Raw genomic sequence first — 18,819 nt, 5'->3', positions numbered from 1 at the left:
GCCAAGGGCTTAGGCCAAGGCCCTAGCCAGCATATCTTCCACTGCCGCATCCGAAAGCAGATCGAATGCTGGTGGGAGATCAAGGCGCAGACGAGGCGTAATTGGGTGGTCTTGCACCACCATGAAACCCGCTGATTCGAGTGTTTCCACTGGAAGCAACCCGATGAAGGCGGGTTTTTCGCGTAGGAGGAACTCCGCCTCCTTGGCGTCGCGGTAGCCAAAAGCCTCGACAGCGCTGAAATCGCGCGAGGTAAGGTTCATCACCGCGGCGTCGAGAAGCACTGCTTCTAAACCCCGCGCCGCACGGTGCGATTTCACAAACAACGAGGACAAAATAGCCGCATCCTCAGATACCGGTGAGGAAGGAAGTTTCGCGGCACCTGGTGCGTACTCAGAAGGGCAAAAGAACACCGTGGCTTCATCGCCAACGGTAAGTCCACAGTCGCCGTGGCTGAGCAGCATCGCCGAGATCCAAGCCTCCTTCTCAAAGGCCGGATCAACGACGGCAGTTTTGAGCTCCCAGAAAACAGAGCGAGCCGCCAAGGGGTTGATGGTCACCCCTTCCTTGACGGACTCGACCAGCATTACTTGCCCTCGATGAGCGCGAGGATGCGCTCAAAGTCTTCCTGATCTCCGAACTCCACGACCATCTTGCCCTTACGCTTACCCATGGTCACGGTGACCTTGGTGTCAAAGCGATCGGAAAGACGCTCAGCAGAGTCGGTGAAGTATTGCGGCTGGGCAGCAGCAGGCTTCCTTTCCTGCTGTGGCTTCTCGCCCTTCTTGTAGAGGGTTACAGCCTCCTCCGTAGCGCGCACGGAGAGGCCCTCTGCGATGACGCGGTTAGCCACGATCTCCATGGCCTCGGTGTCCGGAAGACCAAGAATTGCACGGGCGTGGCCGCCCGACAAGGTGCCGGCCGCAACGCGCTTTTGGACGTTAACCGGAAGCTTGAGCAGGCGAATCATGTTGGTCACCTGCGGGCGGGAACGGCCAATGCGATCAGCCAGCTCGTTCTGGGTGACACCGAACTCTTCCAGCAACTGTTGGTAGGCATGCGCCTCTTCCAGCGGGTTCAGCTGAACGCGGTGGATGTTCTCCAGCAACGCATCACGCAGGAGGTCGTCATCCTTGGTGTCGCGGACAATCGCCGGGATGGTTGCAAGCCCTGCCTTGGAGGATGCACGCCAACGGCGCTCACCCATGATGAGCTCGAAGCCGCCCTCATCAGCCGGGCGCACAACGACCGGCTGCAGGAGACCAAACTCCTTAATGGAGTGAACGAGCTCTGCGAGGCCCTCTTCGTCAAAGACGGTACGTGGCTGCTTAGGGTTCGGAATGATGTCACCGACCGCAATCTCACGGTAGGTGGCTCCGATGACGGAAGGCTTGGCCTGACGCTTTTTGGAGTTGGACTGCTGGATGGTCGGAGCACCCTTCACGCGGCGCTTATCACCAGCTGGACCGCCGGTAGCAGCACCAAGGATGATGTCAGCAGCGTCGTTGCCCAGGCGCGGCTTACGGGAGGGTGCATCAGGGCCGGAAGGAATAAGAGCTGCCAGACCTTTACCGAGTCCACCTTGCTTATGTTCTGCCATGCTTTATTATCCTTCCAATTCCGCGTAAATCTCTGGGCTAACACCAATGGCGCCAGTGGTGGGGTGTGGGCGATAATCACCGCGGGAATTCAGTTCCCGGGCCGCCGCCGAATAAGCTCGCGCACCGGTGGAAGATGGGTCATATTGAATAACCGTCTTGCCATAACCTGGTGCCTCGGACACACGCACCGAACGCGGAATTACATTACCAAGAACTACGGCACCGAACTGTTCGCGCACTTCACTGGCCACTTGCTCGGCCAACTTCGTGCGAGCGTCATACATGGTGAGCAATACCGCGGAGATGTGTAGCTCCTCGTTGAGGTGCTCACGAATCATGGAGATGTTACCCAACAGCTGGCCCACCCCCTCCAAGGCGTAGTACTCACACTGAATAGGAATGATGACCTCTTCGGCACACGTCATTGCGTTGATGGTGAGCAAGCCGAGGGAAGGCGGGCAATCGATGAAAACGTATTCGAAGCCATGCTCCTCAAGGAAGCCGTTGTGCAGCGCGTCATAAAGACGGAACTCACGACGTACCAAGGAGACCATTTCGATCTCAGCACCCGCCAAGTCAATCGTGGCTGGGATGCAGAAGAGGTTAGGGCTGCCGGGGGAGGGCTGCATAGCCTGTTCCGCGGTGCGGTCCCCGAGAAGTACCTCATAGCTAGAGTCAGTGCCCGAGGTATGAGCAGCACCCACGGCAGTGGAGGCATTGCCCTGCGGGTCCAGGTCGATCACCAACACTTTCTTGCCGGCTTCAGCAAGTGCCGCGGCAAGATTGACAGCCGACGTGGTCTTGCCGACGCCGCCCTTCTGATTCGCGATGGTGATAAGACGTGGATTAGTCATGCCGTCTACTCTAGTTCACGCGAGGGACACGGATGATAGTCGTGCCCTTAATGGTTGTGACCTCGGCTTTTCCGCCGCCGGCGCGTTTGATGTCAGCAGCGTCACGCTCCAGCTCCTCATGAACCGAGGAACCCTTGAGTGCAATCATCTCGCCGCCAATCTTCACCAACGGCAGAGACCACTTGGCGAGCTTGCCCAGCGGAGCAACTGCGCGGGAGGTAACGATGTCAGCACCCTTCACAGCCTTCTTCACGGGGCCTTCCTCGGCGCGGCCACGGATAACGGTGACGTTGTCGAGCCCGAGCATCTCCTTGACCTCTAAGAGGTAATTAGAACGCTTGAGGAGTGGCTCAATCAAAGTGATATCGAGATCTGGGCGGGCGATAGCCAGTGGGATGCCAGGCAGGCCTGCGCCACTTCCGACGTCGATGACGCGGGCGCCTTCCGGCATCATTTCGCCGATCACGGCGCAATTCAGGATGTGGCGATCCCATAGGCGAGGCACTTCGCGGGGGCCCATAAAACCACGAATGGACCCGTCTGTAGCGAGTGAATCGTGGTAAGCCTGCGCGAGGTGCAGACGGGAGCCAAATACTTCAGACGGGTCCAATTCGGACACTTAAAACTCCTGTGTGAGGTTGTGTTTAGTTGTTGTTGCTGTTCTTGCGCTGCTTCTTGGTGCGGTTGTCCTTCTTGCGAACGCCCGGCTTAGGAGCAGAGGTGCGCTTAAGCTCAGCCTTAGCAGCCAGCTCGCGCTCTTCTTCCTCGTCCATCTTCTTGTACACGATGCGCGTCTGGAAGAAGGTCCAGACGGTGTTGGCCAACATGTAGAACAGCAAGCCAATAGGCCAAATAGCACCGGAGAAGACCAGCATGCCTGGCATGACCCAAAGCATCATCTTGTTCATGATGGCCATCTGCTGCTGCATCATCTCCGCGTTCTGACCCTGCGGGGCGGCAGTCTTACCGGAAGCACGGCGTGCCTCCTGGCGGTTGAGCGACATACGGGCATTGAAGTGGGTCAAAACCGCAATGATGACAATCAAAGGAACGATGATGACCGCTGCCTGCGACATCGTGATGCCCTGCTGATCCAGAATCGGCGAGTTCACGCGCAAGTTAGTAATCAGCGGAACACCAAAGATCTTGGCGTCTAGGAACTGCTGCACCAATTCCGGCTTGAAGATGTAGTTCGCAGTGTTCGCGTTAGCCTCCACCGACATTGGCTCACCAGCTGGGTGACCGATGCCACCCGCAGTCTGAATGGTGCGGTCGAAGGAGCGCAGAACATGGAACAGACCGATGAACATTGGGATCTGAGCGAAGACCGGTAGGCAGCCTGCCATCGGGCGAACGCCAGATTCCTTGTAGATGCGCTGCATCTCCTGCGCAGCCTTGGTCTGGTCATTCGCGTACTTGGTACGCAGCTCCTGGATTTGCGGCTGGATTTCCTGCATCTTGCGGGACGAGCGCAGCTGGGTAATGGTTGGCTTGACCATCACAGCCTTCAGTGTCCACGTCAGCAAGACAATGGAGAGAATCCACGTGATGCCCTGGGCGGGATCCATCACGAAGCTCAACAGCCAGTGCCAGAACCAGAGGACGGCCGAGATTGGCCAGTAGATGAAATTAAGCAAGGATTTTCCTCAGTTGTTGTTCGTGCCGGGTACAGGATCAAATCCTCCCGGATGCCAAGGGCCGCATTTGCAGACCCTAGCGATGGCCATGCCGGTGCCTTTGAAAGCTCCGTGAACGGAGAGTGCTTCAAGGGCATAGGCACTGCATGTCGGTTCAAAACGACAGGTGGAAACCATCTTAAGGGGTGACAGATACTTTTGGTAGAAGCGCACCGCCTTCACCATCGGTTTTGCCGCCCCATGCGCGTGCGGTATTTCCTCACCGGAGGAATTTAGATATCCCATTTGCGCAGTGCCTTGCGGATATCTTTTGCGAGTTGCTCACTAGAGGCCTCTGCGCTAGCAGGAAGCGCCCGGATGACAATGTCGGCGGTGGGAGGGAGGGCATCGAAAAGCGACATGCACACATGCCGAAGCCGCCGGGAGGTGCGGTGGCGAACCACTGCGTTCCCGACGGCTTTCGAGACCACAAGTCCGAATCGCGGGCCAGAGGCTGCGATGTCGTGACTTAAGTCTTGGCTTTTATTGTTGCGGTAGTGCACAACAACAGTGCGTGTACCCGCCCGGCGCCCGCCCTTAATCGTCCTGCGGAATTCCGCGGGTGAGGTGAGCTTATGCTGGGCTGGAAGCACGATTATGCCGACAGCTTTGCGCGGCCCTTCTTACGACGAGCTGCGACGATTGCGCGACCTGCACGGGTGCTCATGCGGGTGCGGAAGCCGTGCTTACGAGCACGACGACGGTTGTTGGGCTGGAAGGTACGCTTACCCTTTGCCACGATTATCTCCTTGAAGTTGTGCGCAGGGCTCCGGGAAGTAAATTCCTGAGCCCCACTGATGAATGGTTGTGTGAGTGGTTAGTAACCCTCGGATGGGTTCACCCTCACGCGCAACATCGGTTTGTTGCGATAGACCATGACAGATTACGTGACGAATGCACCCTTGAACAAATCGACACCCGGGTGTACCCAGAATTACAAAGATGTTTTTATCTGCAGCTAAACGGCTACTTTGCGGGGTCAGAGCACATACGGCGGCTTGCATTTTAAGTTCACGCCGTGCAAGCGCCGAAAAGCGTTAGACAGTCCCGCTAACTCGGCGGTAAAACTAAAGAATCGAATTTCACAGCCACCCACAGGCTGTGAATAACTCTAAATGTGTACTTTAGACTTTTTGCATTTTAGCAGCTAAAGACCCTAAAGTACCCTATAGCGAGTTATCCACAGCTATCCGATAGGCTGTGGATAAACAATTCATCCACACATGTGGATAACTCTGTGGAGATCGAGGTCGTACCGCAAATCCCAATGTGGATACTTCCGTGAAATTCACTGTTATTTTCTCCGTCCAAACTAGGGTCCCACACTAGGGGCCACACAAGGTAGGCGCTTTGTCTGATCAACAAGCGGTGCTTAACGCCAGCTGGCGAGCAGTAGTCGAAGACCTGCTCGCTCAATCTGAGAAACCCAACTCAGATGTACCGAACTTTAACCACACGCAGCGGCTGTACCTGCAGCTCGCGCGACCCATCATGATGATGGATGGTTATGCGTTGCTGGCAGCACACAACGAAACGGCCAAAGCCGTCATCGAGACTGACTTAGGTCCACACATCTCCCGCGCCCTCGCACGCCATTTGGGTCGCCCATGTTCACTTGCTGTAACTCTGGCGAACCCGGAGGATGACGCAGCGCTTAACGACACCGCCAGCACTCAAAGCCAGCCTCAAAACCAGGCGCCGTTTCAGTCATCTGCTTCGACGCAGCAATATGGACAGCACTCTGTGCCGCAACCTAACCAGCAGCAGGTTCAGCGTCCCATCCAGCAGGAAGCCAACCAAACACAGCCACCAGCCTGGCAAACCAGCCACGCTCCGGCCAGCTTGGATGAGCTTGCCAATCACTACAACCAGCAACAACACTCCAATGCCCGCATTCCGCGCGAGGCACCGGCTCATGATCCCAATAGGGAAGAGTCGCTGAACCCGAAGCACACTTTCGAGAATTTCGTTATTGGTTCTTCAAACCGCTTCGCCAATGGCGCGGCCGTGGCCGTGGCTGAGAACCCTGCGCGTGCCTATAACCCGTTGTTCATTTGGGGCGGTTCTGGCCTGGGGAAGACTCACCTTTTGCACGCTGCCGGAAACTACGCGCAGCTGCTGCATCCGGGCCTGCGCGTGAAGTACGTATCCTCCGAGGAATTTACGAACGACTACATCAACTCCCTGCGAGATGACCGCCAAGAGTCATTCAAGCGCCGCTACCGCAACCTCGACATCTTGATGGTTGATGACATTCAGTTCTTGGAAGGCAAGGAGTCCACGCAAGAGGAGTTCTTCCATACCTTTAATGCGTTGCACCAGGCCAACAAACAAATCATCTTGTCCTCCGACCGTCCGCCAAAGCAGCTGACCACCCTGGAGGATCGCCTGCGTACCCGCTTCGAGGGCGGTCTCATCACGGACATCCAACCGCCAGATCTCGAAACGCGCATTGCGATTTTGATGAAGAAGGCTGCCGCGGATGGCACGGAAGTCGATCGCTCGGTGCTCGAACTGATTGCTTCGCGCTTTGAATCTTCGATTCGTGAGTTGGAAGGCGCGCTCATTCGCGTCTCTGCTTATTCCTCCTTGGTCAACGAGCCGATCAGCTTGGAGATGGCAGAAATTGCTCTGCATGATCTCGCTCCGGACTCCGCGGGTCGCGAAATTACAGCAACCGCCATCATGGAGGTCACCGCAGAGTACTTCAATATCGACGTCGAGACCCTGCGCGGTGCTGGAAAGAAGCGCGCCGTCGCGCACGCGCGTCAGCTCGCCATGTACCTGTGCCGCGAGCTCACTGAATTGTCATTGCCCAAGATCGGTGATCAATTCGGAGGCAAGGACCACACCACTGTTATCTATGCGGACCGCAAGATCCGTAAGGAGATGACAGAAAATCGCAATACCTATGACGAGATCCAGGCGCTGACCCAACGCATCAAGAATCACAGCCACTCTTAGTTCTGTATTCGGTGTTGAGTATTCACCGCCAGCTTCTGTTTAAAACCGCCCGCCACCTGCCTAGGTGGCGGGTTATTTTTATCCACAGCGTTATTCACAGTTGTGTAATTTCATTGTTGTAATTCGTAGATCTTGCTCACAAATTTCTTTTCCACAGCGCATTCCCGCTGATCAGGAGCCTGTGATCAGCGCTGTGATCAAATTCCACAATTCTGGGGATAGGTTGTGGATAAAACCGGCACCCGCCCGGTTACTCACAATTCTTGTCATTTGATCACACAGATCCCACAACCCAGATCACAACGCTGATCAGTGCAAAGAGCTTGTCATTTACAGGGTTATCCACAGATCTCACAACGGCTATTACTACTACTAACTAAATTCTCTGATCTATGAAGTAAAAAGAGGATGTGTGTAATTCGACGCTCCGCTGGGCCCAAGGCCCGGCGCAAAGAGTGAATTACAAAAGTCTGTCGTGTCGGAGCTATGCGGTAAGTTGGAAACAGCTTTTGTGACTTACAAAAACACCGCGTTAGAACGCCTCACCACAACAACCCAGCAAGGAGCTCGTCGAGACCATGGACCAATCTGTGTCATTTCGTGTTGCCAAGGATGATCTGGCCAACGCAGTTGCTTGGGTAGCCCGCAGCCTGCCCTCCAAGGTGACGCAGCCAGTGCTTCGCGCAATGCTGATCACCGCGGATGACAATGGTTTGGAATTCACGGGCTTTGATTACGAGGTTTCCACCCGCGTCCGCATCGCTGCCATGGTCGATGAGCCAGGCCGCATCGCCGTTGCAGGAAAACTCCTCGCGGACATCGTTGCCTCTCTTCCGAACAAGGAGGTGGAGATGACTCAGCAGGACTCCAAGGTGCTGCTGACCTGTGGTTCTTCACGTTTCGAGCTGCCTGTCATTCCGCTTGATGATTACCCGCAGCTGCCAGTCTTGCCAGAGGTCACCGGCACGGTGAACCCACAGCTCTTCGTTGAGGCCATCAGCCAGGTTGCCTCTGCAGCAGGCAAGGATGACACCCTGCCTATGCTCACCGGTGTGCACATGGAAATCCACGGCTCTCACGTAGAAATGACAGCCACTGACCGTTTCCGCCTGGCCATGCGCACCTTCGAATGGGAGCCCACCTCACCTGACGTCGAGGCCAAGCTCTTGGTCCCTGCAAAGACCTTGCAAGACACCGGCCGCTCCCTGGATACTCACCTCAACATCCCGGTTGAGATCGCGGTGGGTACCGGTGAGAACATCGGCGCTGAAGGCCTGTTCGGTCTGCACGCAGACAACCGTGAAACCACCACTCGCATGCTCGATGCAGACTTCCCCAACGTCTCCCCGCTGCTGCCAAAGACGCACACCGCTATGGCAAGCATCGAGGTTGCGCCGCTGCAGGAAGCCATCCGCCGTGTGTCCCTGCTGACTGACCGCAACGCGCAGATCCGCATGGAGTTCTCAGAAGGCCAGGTCACCCTGGCTGCTGGTGCAGATTCCGGTAAGGCCGATGAGACCCTGCCATGCGCTTTCACCGGCCGCGATGAATTCGTCATCGCCTTCAACCCGAGTTACCTGAAGGACGGCTTGGCCGTCGTTCATACCGACCGTGTTGTCTTCGGATTCACCGAGCCTTCCCGCCCAGCCATCATGATCCCAGAGCCGGAAGAGATGCCTTTGGCAGATGAAGATGGAGTCTTTCCAACCCCGGAGACTAACTTCACCTACCTTCTCATGCCGGTTCGCTTGCCAGGTTAATGTTCATCCGCGAACTCGACGTCCGGGATTTTCGCTCGTGGCCTGAGCTCAGCATTGAGCTCGGCCCGGGAATCACGTTGTTCGTCGGACGCAACGGCTACGGCAAGACCAACATCGTCGAGGCCATTGGATACGTAGCTCATTTGTCCTCGCACCGCGTCAGCCATGACGCGCCGTTGGTGCGACAAAGTGCAGTAAATGCACGCATTTCGACGACGGCCGTAAACCAGGGCCGAGAGCTGACTGCCCATCTGCTCATCAAGCCGCATGCAGCCAACCAAGCGCAGATCAACCGCACGCGGCTCAAGAGTCCGCGTGAGTTACTCGGCGTGGTTAAGAGCGTGTTGTTCTCCCCGGAGGATCTTGTGCTCGTGCGCGGCGAGCCCGCTGAGCGCCGCACCTATTTGGACAACGTCATTGCGTCACGCACCCCGCGTCTAGCAGGCGTAAAGGCCGATTATGACAAGGTCTTGAAGCAGCGCAATGCGCTGCTGAAGTCGGCGTCGTCAAGCTTGCGTCGTGGGTACGGGGACAGCGATGGTGCCTCGGCCTTAGCCACCTTGGACGTGTGGGATGCGCAGCTGGCACGTCTCGGTGCGCAGATCATCGAGGCACGTTTGGCGCTTGTCGACGCCCTGTCGGAACTCATTCCTTCCGCCTACGCAGGTCTGGCGCCGGAGTCGCGGCCGGCTCATATCGAGTACAAGTCCACCATCGATGTTTCTGATCGGGAAGTTCTGGAAGCCGTGATGCTGACAGAACTTGCTGCTAAGAGGCAGCGTGAGATCGAACGCGGAGTTTCCTTGGTGGGGCCGCATCGCGATGATCTGGTGTTGAACCTTGGTACGCAACCCGCCAAGGGCTTTGCCAGCCACGGCGAGACGTGGTCATATGCCATTTCTTTGCGCCTGGCCGAGTTCAATCTGTTGCGTCAAGATGGAACCGACCCGATTCTCATCCTTGATGATGTCTTCGCTGAGCTGGACGCCAAGCGCAGGGAAAAGCTCGTGCATCTTGCTGCAGAGGCCGAGCAAGTGTTAATTACCGCTGCCGTTGATGAAGATCTGCCGGGCAACTTGGAACCCATCGTGCGCTACGAGGTCACGGTGACAGACACCGAGGATGGCAGAATTTCTGAAATTTCAAAAGTTGATGACCAAGTGAGTGGCGATGACTGATCCCGTCAAGGACTTCTTTGATCGTGTGCGCGCGAATTCCAAGAATGCGCCAAAGCTCAACAGACCTGCGCCAAAGATGAACGTCGAGGCTCCCAAGGAGCAACGGAAATATCAGGTGGGAAGGCCCACTGGACCCGATGGCCGGCGCCTGCGCCGCAGCCTCGACGTCCCTAGTCTCGGGGCCGCATTGAGCAAGGAAATCTCCCGCCGTGGCTGGGAGAGTGATCTTGCCGATGGATGGGTCATGGGCAACTGGACCAATTTGGTGGGGGAGCGGATCGCCGCCCACACAAAGCCCGAGCGCATCAAGGATAAGGTGGTCTATATTTCCTGTGATGCTTCCGTTTGGGCCACCGAACTGCGATATCTGCAGCGCCAGATCCTTAAGAAAATTGCGGAGCGCTTAGGTCCCGATGTCATCGTTGAGCTGCGGATTCAGGGGCCAAAGCAGCATCGAAACTACCAAGGCCGGCAGTGGGTAAAGCCCCAAGGATCGCAAGATACTTACGGATAGGCTATAAAACTCGGATCGAAAAATCGGGCTAAATTCCGCCCTCTGACTGGTGTGGAGTGCTCTTCAGTAGGGGGACACCGTGTAGAATGGCTAAAGTCTTAGATTTTGCTATAGCCAAAAGGAGTACACGTTTCCGTGGCTGAAGAACACGCATATGATGCCGGTTCAATTACCATCCTGGAAGGCCTCGAGGCCGTCCGCAAGCGCCCGGGTATGTACATCGGTTCTACCGGTGTGCGCGGTCTACACCACCTCATTTGGGAGGTTGTAGATAACTCGGTGGACGAGGCAATGGCTGGCTATGCCACCAAGGTCGTCGTCAAGCTGCTCGCTGACGGTGGCGTCGAGGTCATCGATGATGGCCGTGGCATTCCTGTTGAGATGCACGCTACCGGTGCTCCAACCGTCCAGGTTGTTATGACCCAGCTGCATGCCGGCGGTAAGTTCGACTCTGATTCCTATGCCGTTTCCGGTGGTCTGCACGGTGTCGGTATCTCCGTCGTGAATGCACTGTCGACCCGCGTCGAAGCAGAGATCAAGCGCGACGGAAAGCACTGGTACCAGAACTTCTCTAACGCTATTCCTGATGAACTGGTAGCGGGCGGAAACGCGCGCGGAACGGGTACCACCATCCGTTTCTGGGCTGATCCAGAGATCTTCGAGACCACCGAGTATGACTACCAGACCATTGCTCGCCGTCTCCAGGAGATGGCCTTCCTGAACAAGGGTCTGACCATCGAGCTCATCGACGAGCGCGTGACCAAGGAGCAGCTCGAGCTCGAGGCAATCGCCGATGCTGAGTCTGGTGAGACCGCTCTCGAAGCTGAGTCCTTCGATGACATCGACGTTGACGCTGAAGCTGATGGTCCGAGCGAGGAAAAGCTGGCTAAGAAGCTGCAGAAGAAGGTTGTCTACCACTACCCAGACGGCCTGATTGACTACGTAAAGCACCTCAATAAGACCAAGACCTCCATTCACCCGACCATCGTGGCTTTCGATGTCAAGGGCGAGGACCACGAGGTTGAGGTGGCGTTGCAGTGGAACCAGGGCTACAAAGAGTCCGTTCATACCTTTGCGAACACCATTAATACCCATGAGGGCGGTACTCACGAAGAGGGCTTCCGCGCTGCGTTGACCTCCTTGATGAACCGTTACGCCAAGGAACACAAGCTCATCAAGGAAAAGGATGGCAACCTCTCCGGCGATGACTGCCGTGAGGGCCTTTCTGCCGTCATTTCCGTCAAGGTCAGTGACCCACAGTTCGAGGGCCAGACTAAGACCAAGCTTGGTAACTCTGAGATCAAGGGCTTTGTCCAGCGTGCCGTAAACGAGCACGTCAACGATTGGTTCGATGCTAACCCGGCTGAGGCAAAGGCCATCATCAACAAGGCTGTTTCCTCCGCGCACGCACGTGTTGCAGCGCGTAAGGCCCGTGAGATGGTGCGTCGCAAGTCTGCAACGGACCTGGGTGGTCTGCCCGGTAAGCTCGCTGACTGCCGTTCCAAGGACCCGAAGATTTCGGAGCTTTACATCGTGGAGGGTGACTCCGCAGGTGGTTCCGCAAAGGCAGGCCGTGATTCGATGTTCCAGGCAATTTTGCCGTTGCGTGGCAAGATCCTGAACGTGGAGAAAGCCCGCATGGACAAGGTTCTGAAGAACGCCGAGGTCCAGGCAATCATTACTGCTCTGGGTACCGGTATCCACGAAGAGTTCGACATTGAGAAGCTGCGTTACAACAAGATCGTGCTGATGGCCGATGCCGACGTTGACGGCCAGCACATCGCAACCCTGCTGCTGACCCTGCTCTTCCGCTTCATGCCGCAGCTCGTTGAGGACGGTCACGTCTACCTGGCTAATCCGCCGCTGTACAAGCTCAAGTGGGCAAAGGGCCAGCCGGGCTATGCCTTCTCCGACGCCGAGCGCGACAAGCTACTCGAGGAGGGTCTCGAGGCAAACCGCAAGATCAACAAGGATGACGGCATCCAGCGCTACAAGGGTCTGGGCGAGATGAACGCATCCGAGCTGTGGGAGACTACCTTGGATCCGACCACTCGTATCCTGCGCCGCGTCGACCTTGAAGACGCGCAGCGCGCCGACGAGCTCTTCTCCATCCTCATGGGTGACGATGTTGCAGCTCGCCGCTCCTTCATTACGCGCCGCGCGAAGGACGTTCGCTTCTTGGACGTTTAATTTTAGGTGTTCGGACCTGCACGCAGACCGATAAAGCTAAAGGCCTTGTAGATCATGTTTCTACAAGGCCTTCGGCTTGTTTTAGCGGTTAATACGTCTTACAGTTCCACGTCGATTCCGTGTAGCGTGACGCTCTCGGAAAGGTCAGCACGGCCCGGCTCAACGTTGAAGATGGAGTTAGACGGTGCCGATTGGGCGTCGATAAGCACCTGCTTAATTACCTCTGCCGGGATGGATTCCGGCAGGTAGGCACGGACAGAGTGGCGGCTGCGGATGAATTCAGAATAGTTATTGCTTGAAGTCATGCGGGCCAGACTACACCTCTTTAGTGCATGTGCTTTTGTAGGATGCGGCCGAACTCAGGGACGTATGGCTCAACGATCTTGGAGACCTTGTTGCGCAGGGAGTTGTAGGTCTTAGCCAGGGCCGCGTTGTTGATCTGATCGGCGTTGCGGTCTGCCACGTTCATCAAGGAATCCGTGACCCGCTTGTCATTGCCGCCGAGGTAGGAGCCAAAATCATCCTGTGCGGAAGACTGGAATTCCTGCCAGTAAGACTCCAGCTCACCGAGCAGATCTGGGAGCATGCGGTGGATGCCCTTGGAAACGATGTCGGAGTCGACCTTCTTTGCCGCGGCAACCGCGCCCTTGATTGCCATGCCGGTAATACCGGACTGCTCAGCGACGACCTTGTCCACCAAAGAGACGAGTTCTGCCACCACAGCAGTGCGGGTGGGGGTTTCCAGGAGCTGGGAAAGACTAGACATGCGCTTAATCCTACTGAAGCTGCAAGGTTTCGGAGGTGGCGCGTTTGAGAGAAGCTGGGCAGTAATAAGTCAGCGTAAAGAAAGCCTGTCTTCTATTTCCATGTAGACGCGCGCGCAGACAGTGGCAAAGGCGTCGTTGTGCGCGTTTAAAGCGGGGTAGGCCACGAGCAGGTCGCGCATGGCCCGGGCGGCCTGGACCCTGTTTCCGTGGATTGCGATTCCCTCCATTTTCGCCGTGCTTAACGACGCCGCGGCCACCAATGCCCCAAAGTTCGTCACCGTCACCTTGTGCTGAGCGCAGAACTCGCGGGCGACGAGAAGGAGCTGCTCAGGCGTCATGGGCGGGCCCTTCGGATTTCGGCTTCCAACTCGGCACGGCCGGGGAGGAGGTGGCGTGCGGTGTCTTGCACGGCGGCGTCGGAAAGCGTGCGTGCTGCAGCCGCAACCACCGCGCGCACCACCGCCTCGTGCTTGGAGGTGCCTTGGGCGGAGGCGAGGAGCGTGAGCGCGTGGTCTTGTTCGGGTGTCAAACGAAGGGTCATGGCCATGCCTAAACGGTATCACGGTGGTATCACCAGCGCGGCGTAAGAGGCGCTGGAAGGCCTCAGAGGGTAGAATTTGCGGTTATGAGTGACCAAAATGGCGATCTTTTTGATCGTATTCAACCGATTGATATCAACGAGGAGATGGAGTCGAGCTACATCGACTACGCCATGTCCGTCATCGTCGGCCGTGCGCTTCCGGAGGTTCGCGATGGCCTGAAGCCGGTGCACCGCCGCATCTTGTACGCGATGTTCGACTCCGGCTACCGCCCCGATCGCGGCTACGTGAAGTCCGCCCGCCCGGTCTCGGACACCATGGGTCAATTCCACCCGCACGGTGACTCCGCAATCTATGACACGTTGGTGCGTCTGGCACAGTCCTGGAACATGCGCTACCCGCTGGTCGACGGCCAGGGTAACTTCGGTTCCCGCGGCAACGACGGCCCAGCGGCAATGCGTTACACCGAGTGCCGCATGACCCCGCTGGCCATGGAAATGGTCCGTGACATTCGCGAAAACACCGTCGACTTCTCCCCGAACTACGACGGTAAGACCCAGGAACCGGACATCCTGCCTTCCCGCGTTCCAAACCTGCTGATGAACGGCTCCGGCGGCATCGCCGTTGGTATGGCCACCAACATCCCGCCGCACAACCTGAACGAGCTGGCTGAGGCTATCTATTGGCTGCTGGATAACCCAGAAGCCTCCGATGAGGAAGCACTTGCAGCCTGCATGGAGCGCGTGAAGGGCCCAGACTTCCCAACCGCAGGTCTCATCGTCGGCGATCAGGGCATCAAGGATGCCTACACCACTGGCCGCGGTTCCATCCGCATGCGTGGTGTGACCTCCATCGAGGAGTCCGGCAACCGCCAAACCATCGTCATCACCGAGCTGCCGTACCAGGTCAACCCGGACAACATGATCTCCAACATCGCGGAGTCCGTGGCCAACGGCAAGATCGCCGGCATCGCCAAGATCGAGGACGAGTCTTCCGACCGCGTCGGCATGCGCATCGTGGTCACTCTGAAGCGCGATGCCGTTGCCCGCGTCGTGCTCAACAACCTCTACAAGCACTCCCAGCTGCAGACCTCCTTTGGCGCCAACATGCTCTCCATCGTCGATGGCGTGCCGCGCACCCTGCGCCTGGACCAGATGCTGCGCTACTACGTTGCGCACCAGATCGAGGTCATCGTTCGCCGTACCCAGTACCGCCTGGATGAAGCCGAAAAGCGCGCCCACATCCTGCGTGGTTTGGTCAAGGCCCTCGATATGCTCGACGAGGTCATCGCGCTTATCCGCCGTTCCCCAACGGTCGACGAAGCGCGTGAGGGCTTGAAGGAGCTTCTCGCGGTAGATGATGTACAGGCAGACGCCATCCTGGCGATGCAGCTGCGCCGTCTGGCAGCCCTGGAGCGTCAGAAGATCATTGACGAGTTGGCTGAGATCGAAGAGATCATTGCTGACCTCAAGGACATCCTCGCCCGCGAGGAACGCCAGCGTCAGATCGTCCACGACGAGCTCGCTGAGATCGTCGAAAAGTACGGCGATGAGCGCCGTACCCAGATCGTTGCTGCTTCTGGCGACGTCACTGACGAGGATCTTATCGCCCGCGAGAACGTGGTCATCACGATCACCTCTACTGGCTATGCAAAGCGCACCAAGGTCGATGCCTACAAGGCGCAGAAGCGCGGCGGCAAGGGCGTGCGCGGTGCGGAGCTCAAGCAGGACGACATCGTCAAGAACTTCTTCGTCTGCTCCACGCACGACTGGATCCTCTTCTTTACCAACTTTGGCCGTGTTTACCGCCTCAAGGCTTATGAGCTGCCGGAGGCAGGCCGTACCGCACGTGGCCAGCACGTGGCTAACCTGTTGGAATTCCAGCCGGAGGAGAAGATCGCACAGGTCATTCAGATTCAGTCCTACGAGGACGCTCCTTACCTCGTCCTAGCCACCAAGCAGGGCCGCGTCAAGAAGTCCCGCCTCACCGACTATGAGTCCGCTCGTTCTGCTGGCCTCATCGCCATCAACCTCAACGAGGGCGATGCGCTCATCGGCGCTTCCCTCGTCGACGAAGGCGATGACATCCTGCTGACCTCTGAGCAGGGCCAAGCCATCCGCTTCACCGCTGACGACGACCAGCTGCGCCCGATGGGCCGCGCCACCGCCGGCGTGAAGGGCATGCGCTTCCGCGGCGATGACCAGCTGCTGTCGATGTCCGTGGTCCACGACGGCGGGTACCTGCTCGTGGCCACCTCCGGCGGCTATGGCAAGCGTACGGCGATTGAGGAATACACCCCGCAGGGCCGTGGCGGCCTGGGCGTGATGACCTTTAAGTACACCCCGAAGCGCGGCAAGCTCATCGGTGCGATTGCAGTGGACGAGGAAGACGAGATCTTCGCAATCACCTCTGTTGGCGGTGTTATCCGTACTGAGGTTAACCAGATCCGTCCTTCTTCCCGTGCGACCATGGGCGTTCGCCTGGTCAACCTTTCCAACGACGTCGAATTGCTTGCAATCGACCGCAACGTTGAGGACCATGGTGAGGAAGACGCTCAGGCTGTGGCCAAGGGCGAAAAGTCCGTGGAGGATGTTCAGCAGGAGCACCTGAAGATTGCGGATTCGAAGAACACTAATGATGAGGGCAACGAGGAGTAATCCATGGCAAGACGAGACGTAACCCTTACGCGAATTTCTCCAATGTCGGCGTTTCGCGTGGGCTTGGCGATGTCCCTCGTCGGCCTCGTCGCATGGATCCTCGCGGTATGCATCTTGTACTTCGCCTTGGACCAGGCGGGAATCTGGGATTCCCTCAATAGCCTAGTTGGCGGCGTGGGTGGCGCTTTCGAGGTCACCTTTGGTGTGGTCTTGTCCATCTCGGCGTTGATCGGTGCCATCGTGGCCGTGTTCGGCACGTTGATGGCTCCGCTACTGGCGTTCATCTACAACGCCATAGTGGACGTCTTCGGTGGTTTCAAACTGGGTATCCATGAGAACGTCGACTAGGGAGAACGTCGACTAGGACGAAAAGCATTTAACCGGCACCTGATTTTAAGTGTCGGTTTTCTGCTTTTATTAGCCCTCTGACCATACGATTTGTGTTATCCCGCAAAGAGTATGTAAAGTTACAACTCGTTCCGCACAGGGGCCTATAGCTCAGTCGGTTAGAGCGCATCGCTGATAACGATGAGGTCGCAAGTTCGATTCTTGCTAGGCCCACCACGGAACAATGGGGCATTAGCTCAATTGGTAGAGCATCTGCTTTGCAAGCAGAAGGTCAGGAGTTCGATTCTCCTATGCTCCACAGCCCGGAACCCGGCACCGTAATGGTGTCGGGTTTCTTTGTTGTTTGGCGGTGAGCAGTAAGGCCGGGATATACGACATCTAAGCCGGTAGTGGGACGGGTGCCCCCAATGGCGAACTTAGCTAATTGCTATTCGTCTAGAAAATCGAATAATTGAGCAGGTTAGGGCCAAATTTCAGCGAACCGTAAAGCTTGTTAAGTTGCCATTCACGAATGTCTCCTAACCTGTTGATTCGGTTCCAGATTTCCGCGATTCTGTGAAGAGTTGTCCATCCAGAAATTGCGAGGAAACGGAGATCCAGTGGACCTCTACGAGTACCAGGCCAGGGACCTTTTCGAAAAGCATGGCGTACCCACGCTGCGAGGCATCGTCGCTACCTCGGCCGTCCAGGCCGAAGAAGCAGCCGCGAAGCTCAGCACGCCCATTGTTGTGGTCAAAGCCCAAGTCAAGACTGGCGGCCGCGGCAAGGCTGGTGGTGTGAAGCTGGCTAAGAGCCCAGCTGAGGCGGAAGAAAAGGCCAAGGAAATCCTCGGCCTCAAGATCAAAGACCACACCGTGCGCAAGGTCATGGTCGCCGAGGGCGCCGACATCGCCGAGGAATACTACTTCTCGATCCTCTTGGACCGTACCAAGCGCCGCTACCTAGCGATGCTCTCCAAGGAAGGTGGCGTGGAGATCGAAAAGCTCGCCGCGGAGCGCCCTGAAGCGCTCATTCGCCGCAGCTTCTCTCCCCTCGATGGTATGACAGACACTCTTGCCCGCGACATGGCCTATGAAGCAGGCTTTGTGGAGGAGGACGTCGCCAAGCTTGTGCCCGTCTTTAAGCAGCTCTACAAGGTCTACACTGCGGAAGACGCCACCCTGGTGGAGGTTAACCCGCTGGTGAAGACCGCACAGGGTGACATCATCGCCCTCGATGGCAAGGTGACGCTCGATGGCAACGCGGAGTTCCGCCACAGCGAGCATGCTGCCCTGCACGATCACGGTGCCACGGATCCGCTGGAGCTCAAGGCGCAGCAGATGGGCCTGAATTACGTAAAGCTGGATGGCTCGGTGGGCATCATCGGCAACGGCGCGGGCCTGGTGATGTCCACGCTCGACGTCGTGGCATATGCGGGCGAGGATCTGCCTAGCCAACCCAAGCCCGCGAACTTCCTTGACATCGGCGGTGGTGCCAACGCAGAAGTCATGGCCAACGGCCTCGAAGTGATCCTCGGAGATCCCCAGGTCAAGTCTGTATTTGTCAACGTCTTCGGCGGAATCACCGCCTGCGACGAGGTGGCCAAGGGCATCGTGCAGGCCTACAAGATTCTGGCCTCCGATGGAATCGAGCCGAAACCGCTCGTCGTACGTCTCGACGGCAACAACGCAGAGCTTGGACGCAGCATTCTCGACGACGCGCACCTGCCCAAGCTGGAGCAGGTTTCCACCATGGACGCAGCGGCTCGCAAGGCCGCGGAGCTGGCTGAATAGG

Annotated in this window: 20 protein-coding genes and 2 tRNA genes; 10 read left to right on the top strand and 12 right to left on the bottom strand. The window is 57.3% G+C overall.

All coding sequences use genetic code 11. The features are described from left to right. Positions 1-9: 9 nt before the first annotated feature. From CHU71_RS00750 to rpmH, 8 genes are read right to left on the bottom strand one after another with little or no spacing between them, the layout of a single operon-like run. Entirely contained in the window at positions 10-585 is a 576-nt protein-coding gene (locus CHU71_RS00750; protein ID WP_005530708.1) for a hypothetical protein, read from the bottom strand. Next, positions 585-1,598: a ParB/RepB/Spo0J family partition protein gene (locus tag CHU71_RS00745; protein ID WP_046646417.1), complete on the bottom strand. Its 1,014-nt coding sequence runs from the start codon at positions 1,596-1,598 to the stop codon at positions 585-587. Before CHU71_RS00745 ends, CHU71_RS00750 begins: the two co-directional genes overlap by 1 nt. A gap of 6 nt (positions 1,599-1,604) precedes the next feature. Beyond that, complete coding sequence (locus tag CHU71_RS00740; protein WP_147759885.1) at positions 1,605-2,453, bottom strand: ParA family protein; 849 nt, start codon at positions 2,451-2,453, stop codon at positions 1,605-1,607. A 10-nt stretch (positions 2,454-2,463) separates the two neighbouring features. Beyond that, complete coding sequence (rsmG, locus tag CHU71_RS00735; RefSeq protein ID WP_147759884.1) at positions 2,464-3,072, bottom strand: 16S rRNA (guanine(527)-N(7))-methyltransferase RsmG; 609 nt, start codon at positions 3,070-3,072, stop codon at positions 2,464-2,466. Between the two features lie 25 nt (positions 3,073-3,097). After that, positions 3,098-4,090, bottom strand: a complete 993-nt coding sequence (yidC, locus tag CHU71_RS00730; protein WP_082254366.1) for a membrane protein insertase YidC — start codon at positions 4,088-4,090, stop codon at positions 3,098-3,100. Between the two features lie 9 nt (positions 4,091-4,099). Then, complete coding sequence (gene yidD / locus CHU71_RS00725; RefSeq protein ID WP_005530697.1) at positions 4,100-4,315, bottom strand: membrane protein insertion efficiency factor YidD; 216 nt, start codon at positions 4,313-4,315, stop codon at positions 4,100-4,102. 47 nt (positions 4,316-4,362) lie between these two features. Next, complete coding sequence (gene rnpA, locus CHU71_RS00720) at positions 4,363-4,722, bottom strand: ribonuclease P protein component (protein ID WP_046646415.1); 360 nt, start codon at positions 4,720-4,722, stop codon at positions 4,363-4,365. A 2-nt stretch (positions 4,723-4,724) separates the two neighbouring features. After that, positions 4,725-4,868 carry a 50S ribosomal protein L34 gene (gene rpmH, locus CHU71_RS00715; protein ID WP_005530694.1) on the bottom strand — a complete coding sequence of 48 codons (144 nt, stop codon included), beginning with the start codon at positions 4,866-4,868 and terminating at the stop codon, positions 4,725-4,727. Between the two features lie 611 nt (positions 4,869-5,479). Between rpmH and dnaA the strand changes: the two genes are divergently transcribed. The 5 genes from dnaA to gyrB all read left to right on the top strand — a co-directional run bounded on the left by dnaA (position 5,480) and on the right by gyrB (position 12,735). Beyond that, the gene (gene dnaA, locus CHU71_RS00710; RefSeq protein WP_100622282.1) at positions 5,480-7,093 is read left to right on the top strand and encodes a chromosomal replication initiator protein DnaA; all 1,614 of its coding nucleotides are present in this window, start codon (positions 5,480-5,482) and stop codon (positions 7,091-7,093) included. A 578-nt stretch (positions 7,094-7,671) separates the two neighbouring features. Next, positions 7,672-8,853: a DNA polymerase III subunit beta gene (gene dnaN, locus CHU71_RS00705; RefSeq protein ID WP_005530690.1), complete on the top strand. Its 1,182-nt coding sequence runs from the start codon at positions 7,672-7,674 to the stop codon at positions 8,851-8,853. Beyond that, positions 8,853-10,031, top strand: a complete 1,179-nt coding sequence (gene recF / locus CHU71_RS00700; RefSeq protein ID WP_147759883.1) for a DNA replication/repair protein RecF — start codon at positions 8,853-8,855, stop codon at positions 10,029-10,031. The genes dnaN and recF overlap by 1 nt, the downstream gene beginning before the upstream one ends. Beyond that, complete coding sequence (locus CHU71_RS00695; RefSeq protein ID WP_049064461.1) at positions 10,024-10,545, top strand: DciA family protein; 522 nt, start codon at positions 10,024-10,026, stop codon at positions 10,543-10,545. Before recF ends, CHU71_RS00695 begins: the two co-directional genes overlap by 8 nt. Before the next feature lie 135 nt (positions 10,546-10,680). Further along, complete coding sequence (gene gyrB, locus CHU71_RS00690; protein WP_147759882.1) at positions 10,681-12,735, top strand: DNA topoisomerase (ATP-hydrolyzing) subunit B; 2,055 nt, start codon at positions 10,681-10,683, stop codon at positions 12,733-12,735. A 98-nt stretch (positions 12,736-12,833) separates the two neighbouring features. On the opposite strand, the gene CHU71_RS00685 is transcribed toward gyrB, so the two are convergent. The 4 genes from CHU71_RS00685 to CHU71_RS00670 form a co-directional block, all read right to left on the bottom strand. Continuing rightward, positions 12,834-13,040: a nitroreductase family protein gene (locus tag CHU71_RS00685; protein WP_147759881.1), complete on the bottom strand. Its 207-nt coding sequence runs from the start codon at positions 13,038-13,040 to the stop codon at positions 12,834-12,836. 20 nt (positions 13,041-13,060) lie between these two features. Beyond that, on the bottom strand, positions 13,061-13,501 hold the full coding sequence (locus CHU71_RS00680) for a hypothetical protein (protein WP_100086697.1): 441 nt from the start codon (positions 13,499-13,501) through the stop codon (positions 13,061-13,063). Positions 13,502-13,570: 69 nt separating this feature from the next. Further along, positions 13,571-13,840, bottom strand: coding sequence for a hypothetical protein (locus CHU71_RS00675; protein WP_005530678.1), 270 nt, complete (start codon positions 13,838-13,840; stop codon positions 13,571-13,573). Further along, positions 13,837-14,049 carry a hypothetical protein gene (locus CHU71_RS00670; protein ID WP_005530675.1) on the bottom strand — a complete coding sequence of 71 codons (213 nt, stop codon included), beginning with the start codon at positions 14,047-14,049 and terminating at the stop codon, positions 13,837-13,839. Before CHU71_RS00670 ends, CHU71_RS00675 begins: the two co-directional genes overlap by 4 nt. Before the next feature lie 78 nt (positions 14,050-14,127). On the opposite strand from CHU71_RS00670, the gene gyrA reads away from it, so the two are divergent. The 5 genes from gyrA to sucC all read left to right on the top strand — a co-directional run bounded on the left by gyrA (position 14,128) and on the right by sucC (position 18,818). After that, entirely contained in the window at positions 14,128-16,698 is a 2,571-nt protein-coding gene (gyrA, locus tag CHU71_RS00665; RefSeq protein WP_147759880.1) for a DNA gyrase subunit A, read from the top strand. A gap of 3 nt (positions 16,699-16,701) precedes the next feature. Further along, entirely contained in the window at positions 16,702-17,046 is a 345-nt protein-coding gene (locus tag CHU71_RS00660; RefSeq protein ID WP_046646407.1) for a DUF3566 domain-containing protein, read from the top strand. A 139-nt stretch (positions 17,047-17,185) separates the two neighbouring features. Further along, positions 17,186-17,262, top strand: a tRNA-Ile gene (locus CHU71_RS00655). 9 nt (positions 17,263-17,271) lie between these two features. Continuing rightward, positions 17,272-17,344: transfer RNA gene (locus CHU71_RS00650), tRNA-Ala, on the top strand. A gap of 301 nt (positions 17,345-17,645) precedes the next feature. Further along, complete coding sequence (gene sucC, locus CHU71_RS00645) at positions 17,646-18,818, top strand: ADP-forming succinate--CoA ligase subunit beta (RefSeq protein ID WP_147759915.1); 1,173 nt, start codon at positions 17,646-17,648, stop codon at positions 18,816-18,818. The last annotated feature ends 1 nt before the right edge of the window (position 18,819 follow it).

Source organism: Corynebacterium sp. LK14 (assembly GCF_008042215.1).
Lineage (GTDB): Bacteria > Actinomycetota > Actinomycetes > Mycobacteriales > Mycobacteriaceae > Corynebacterium > Corynebacterium striatum.
This window is presented reverse-complemented; position numbering and strand designations above follow the sequence as displayed.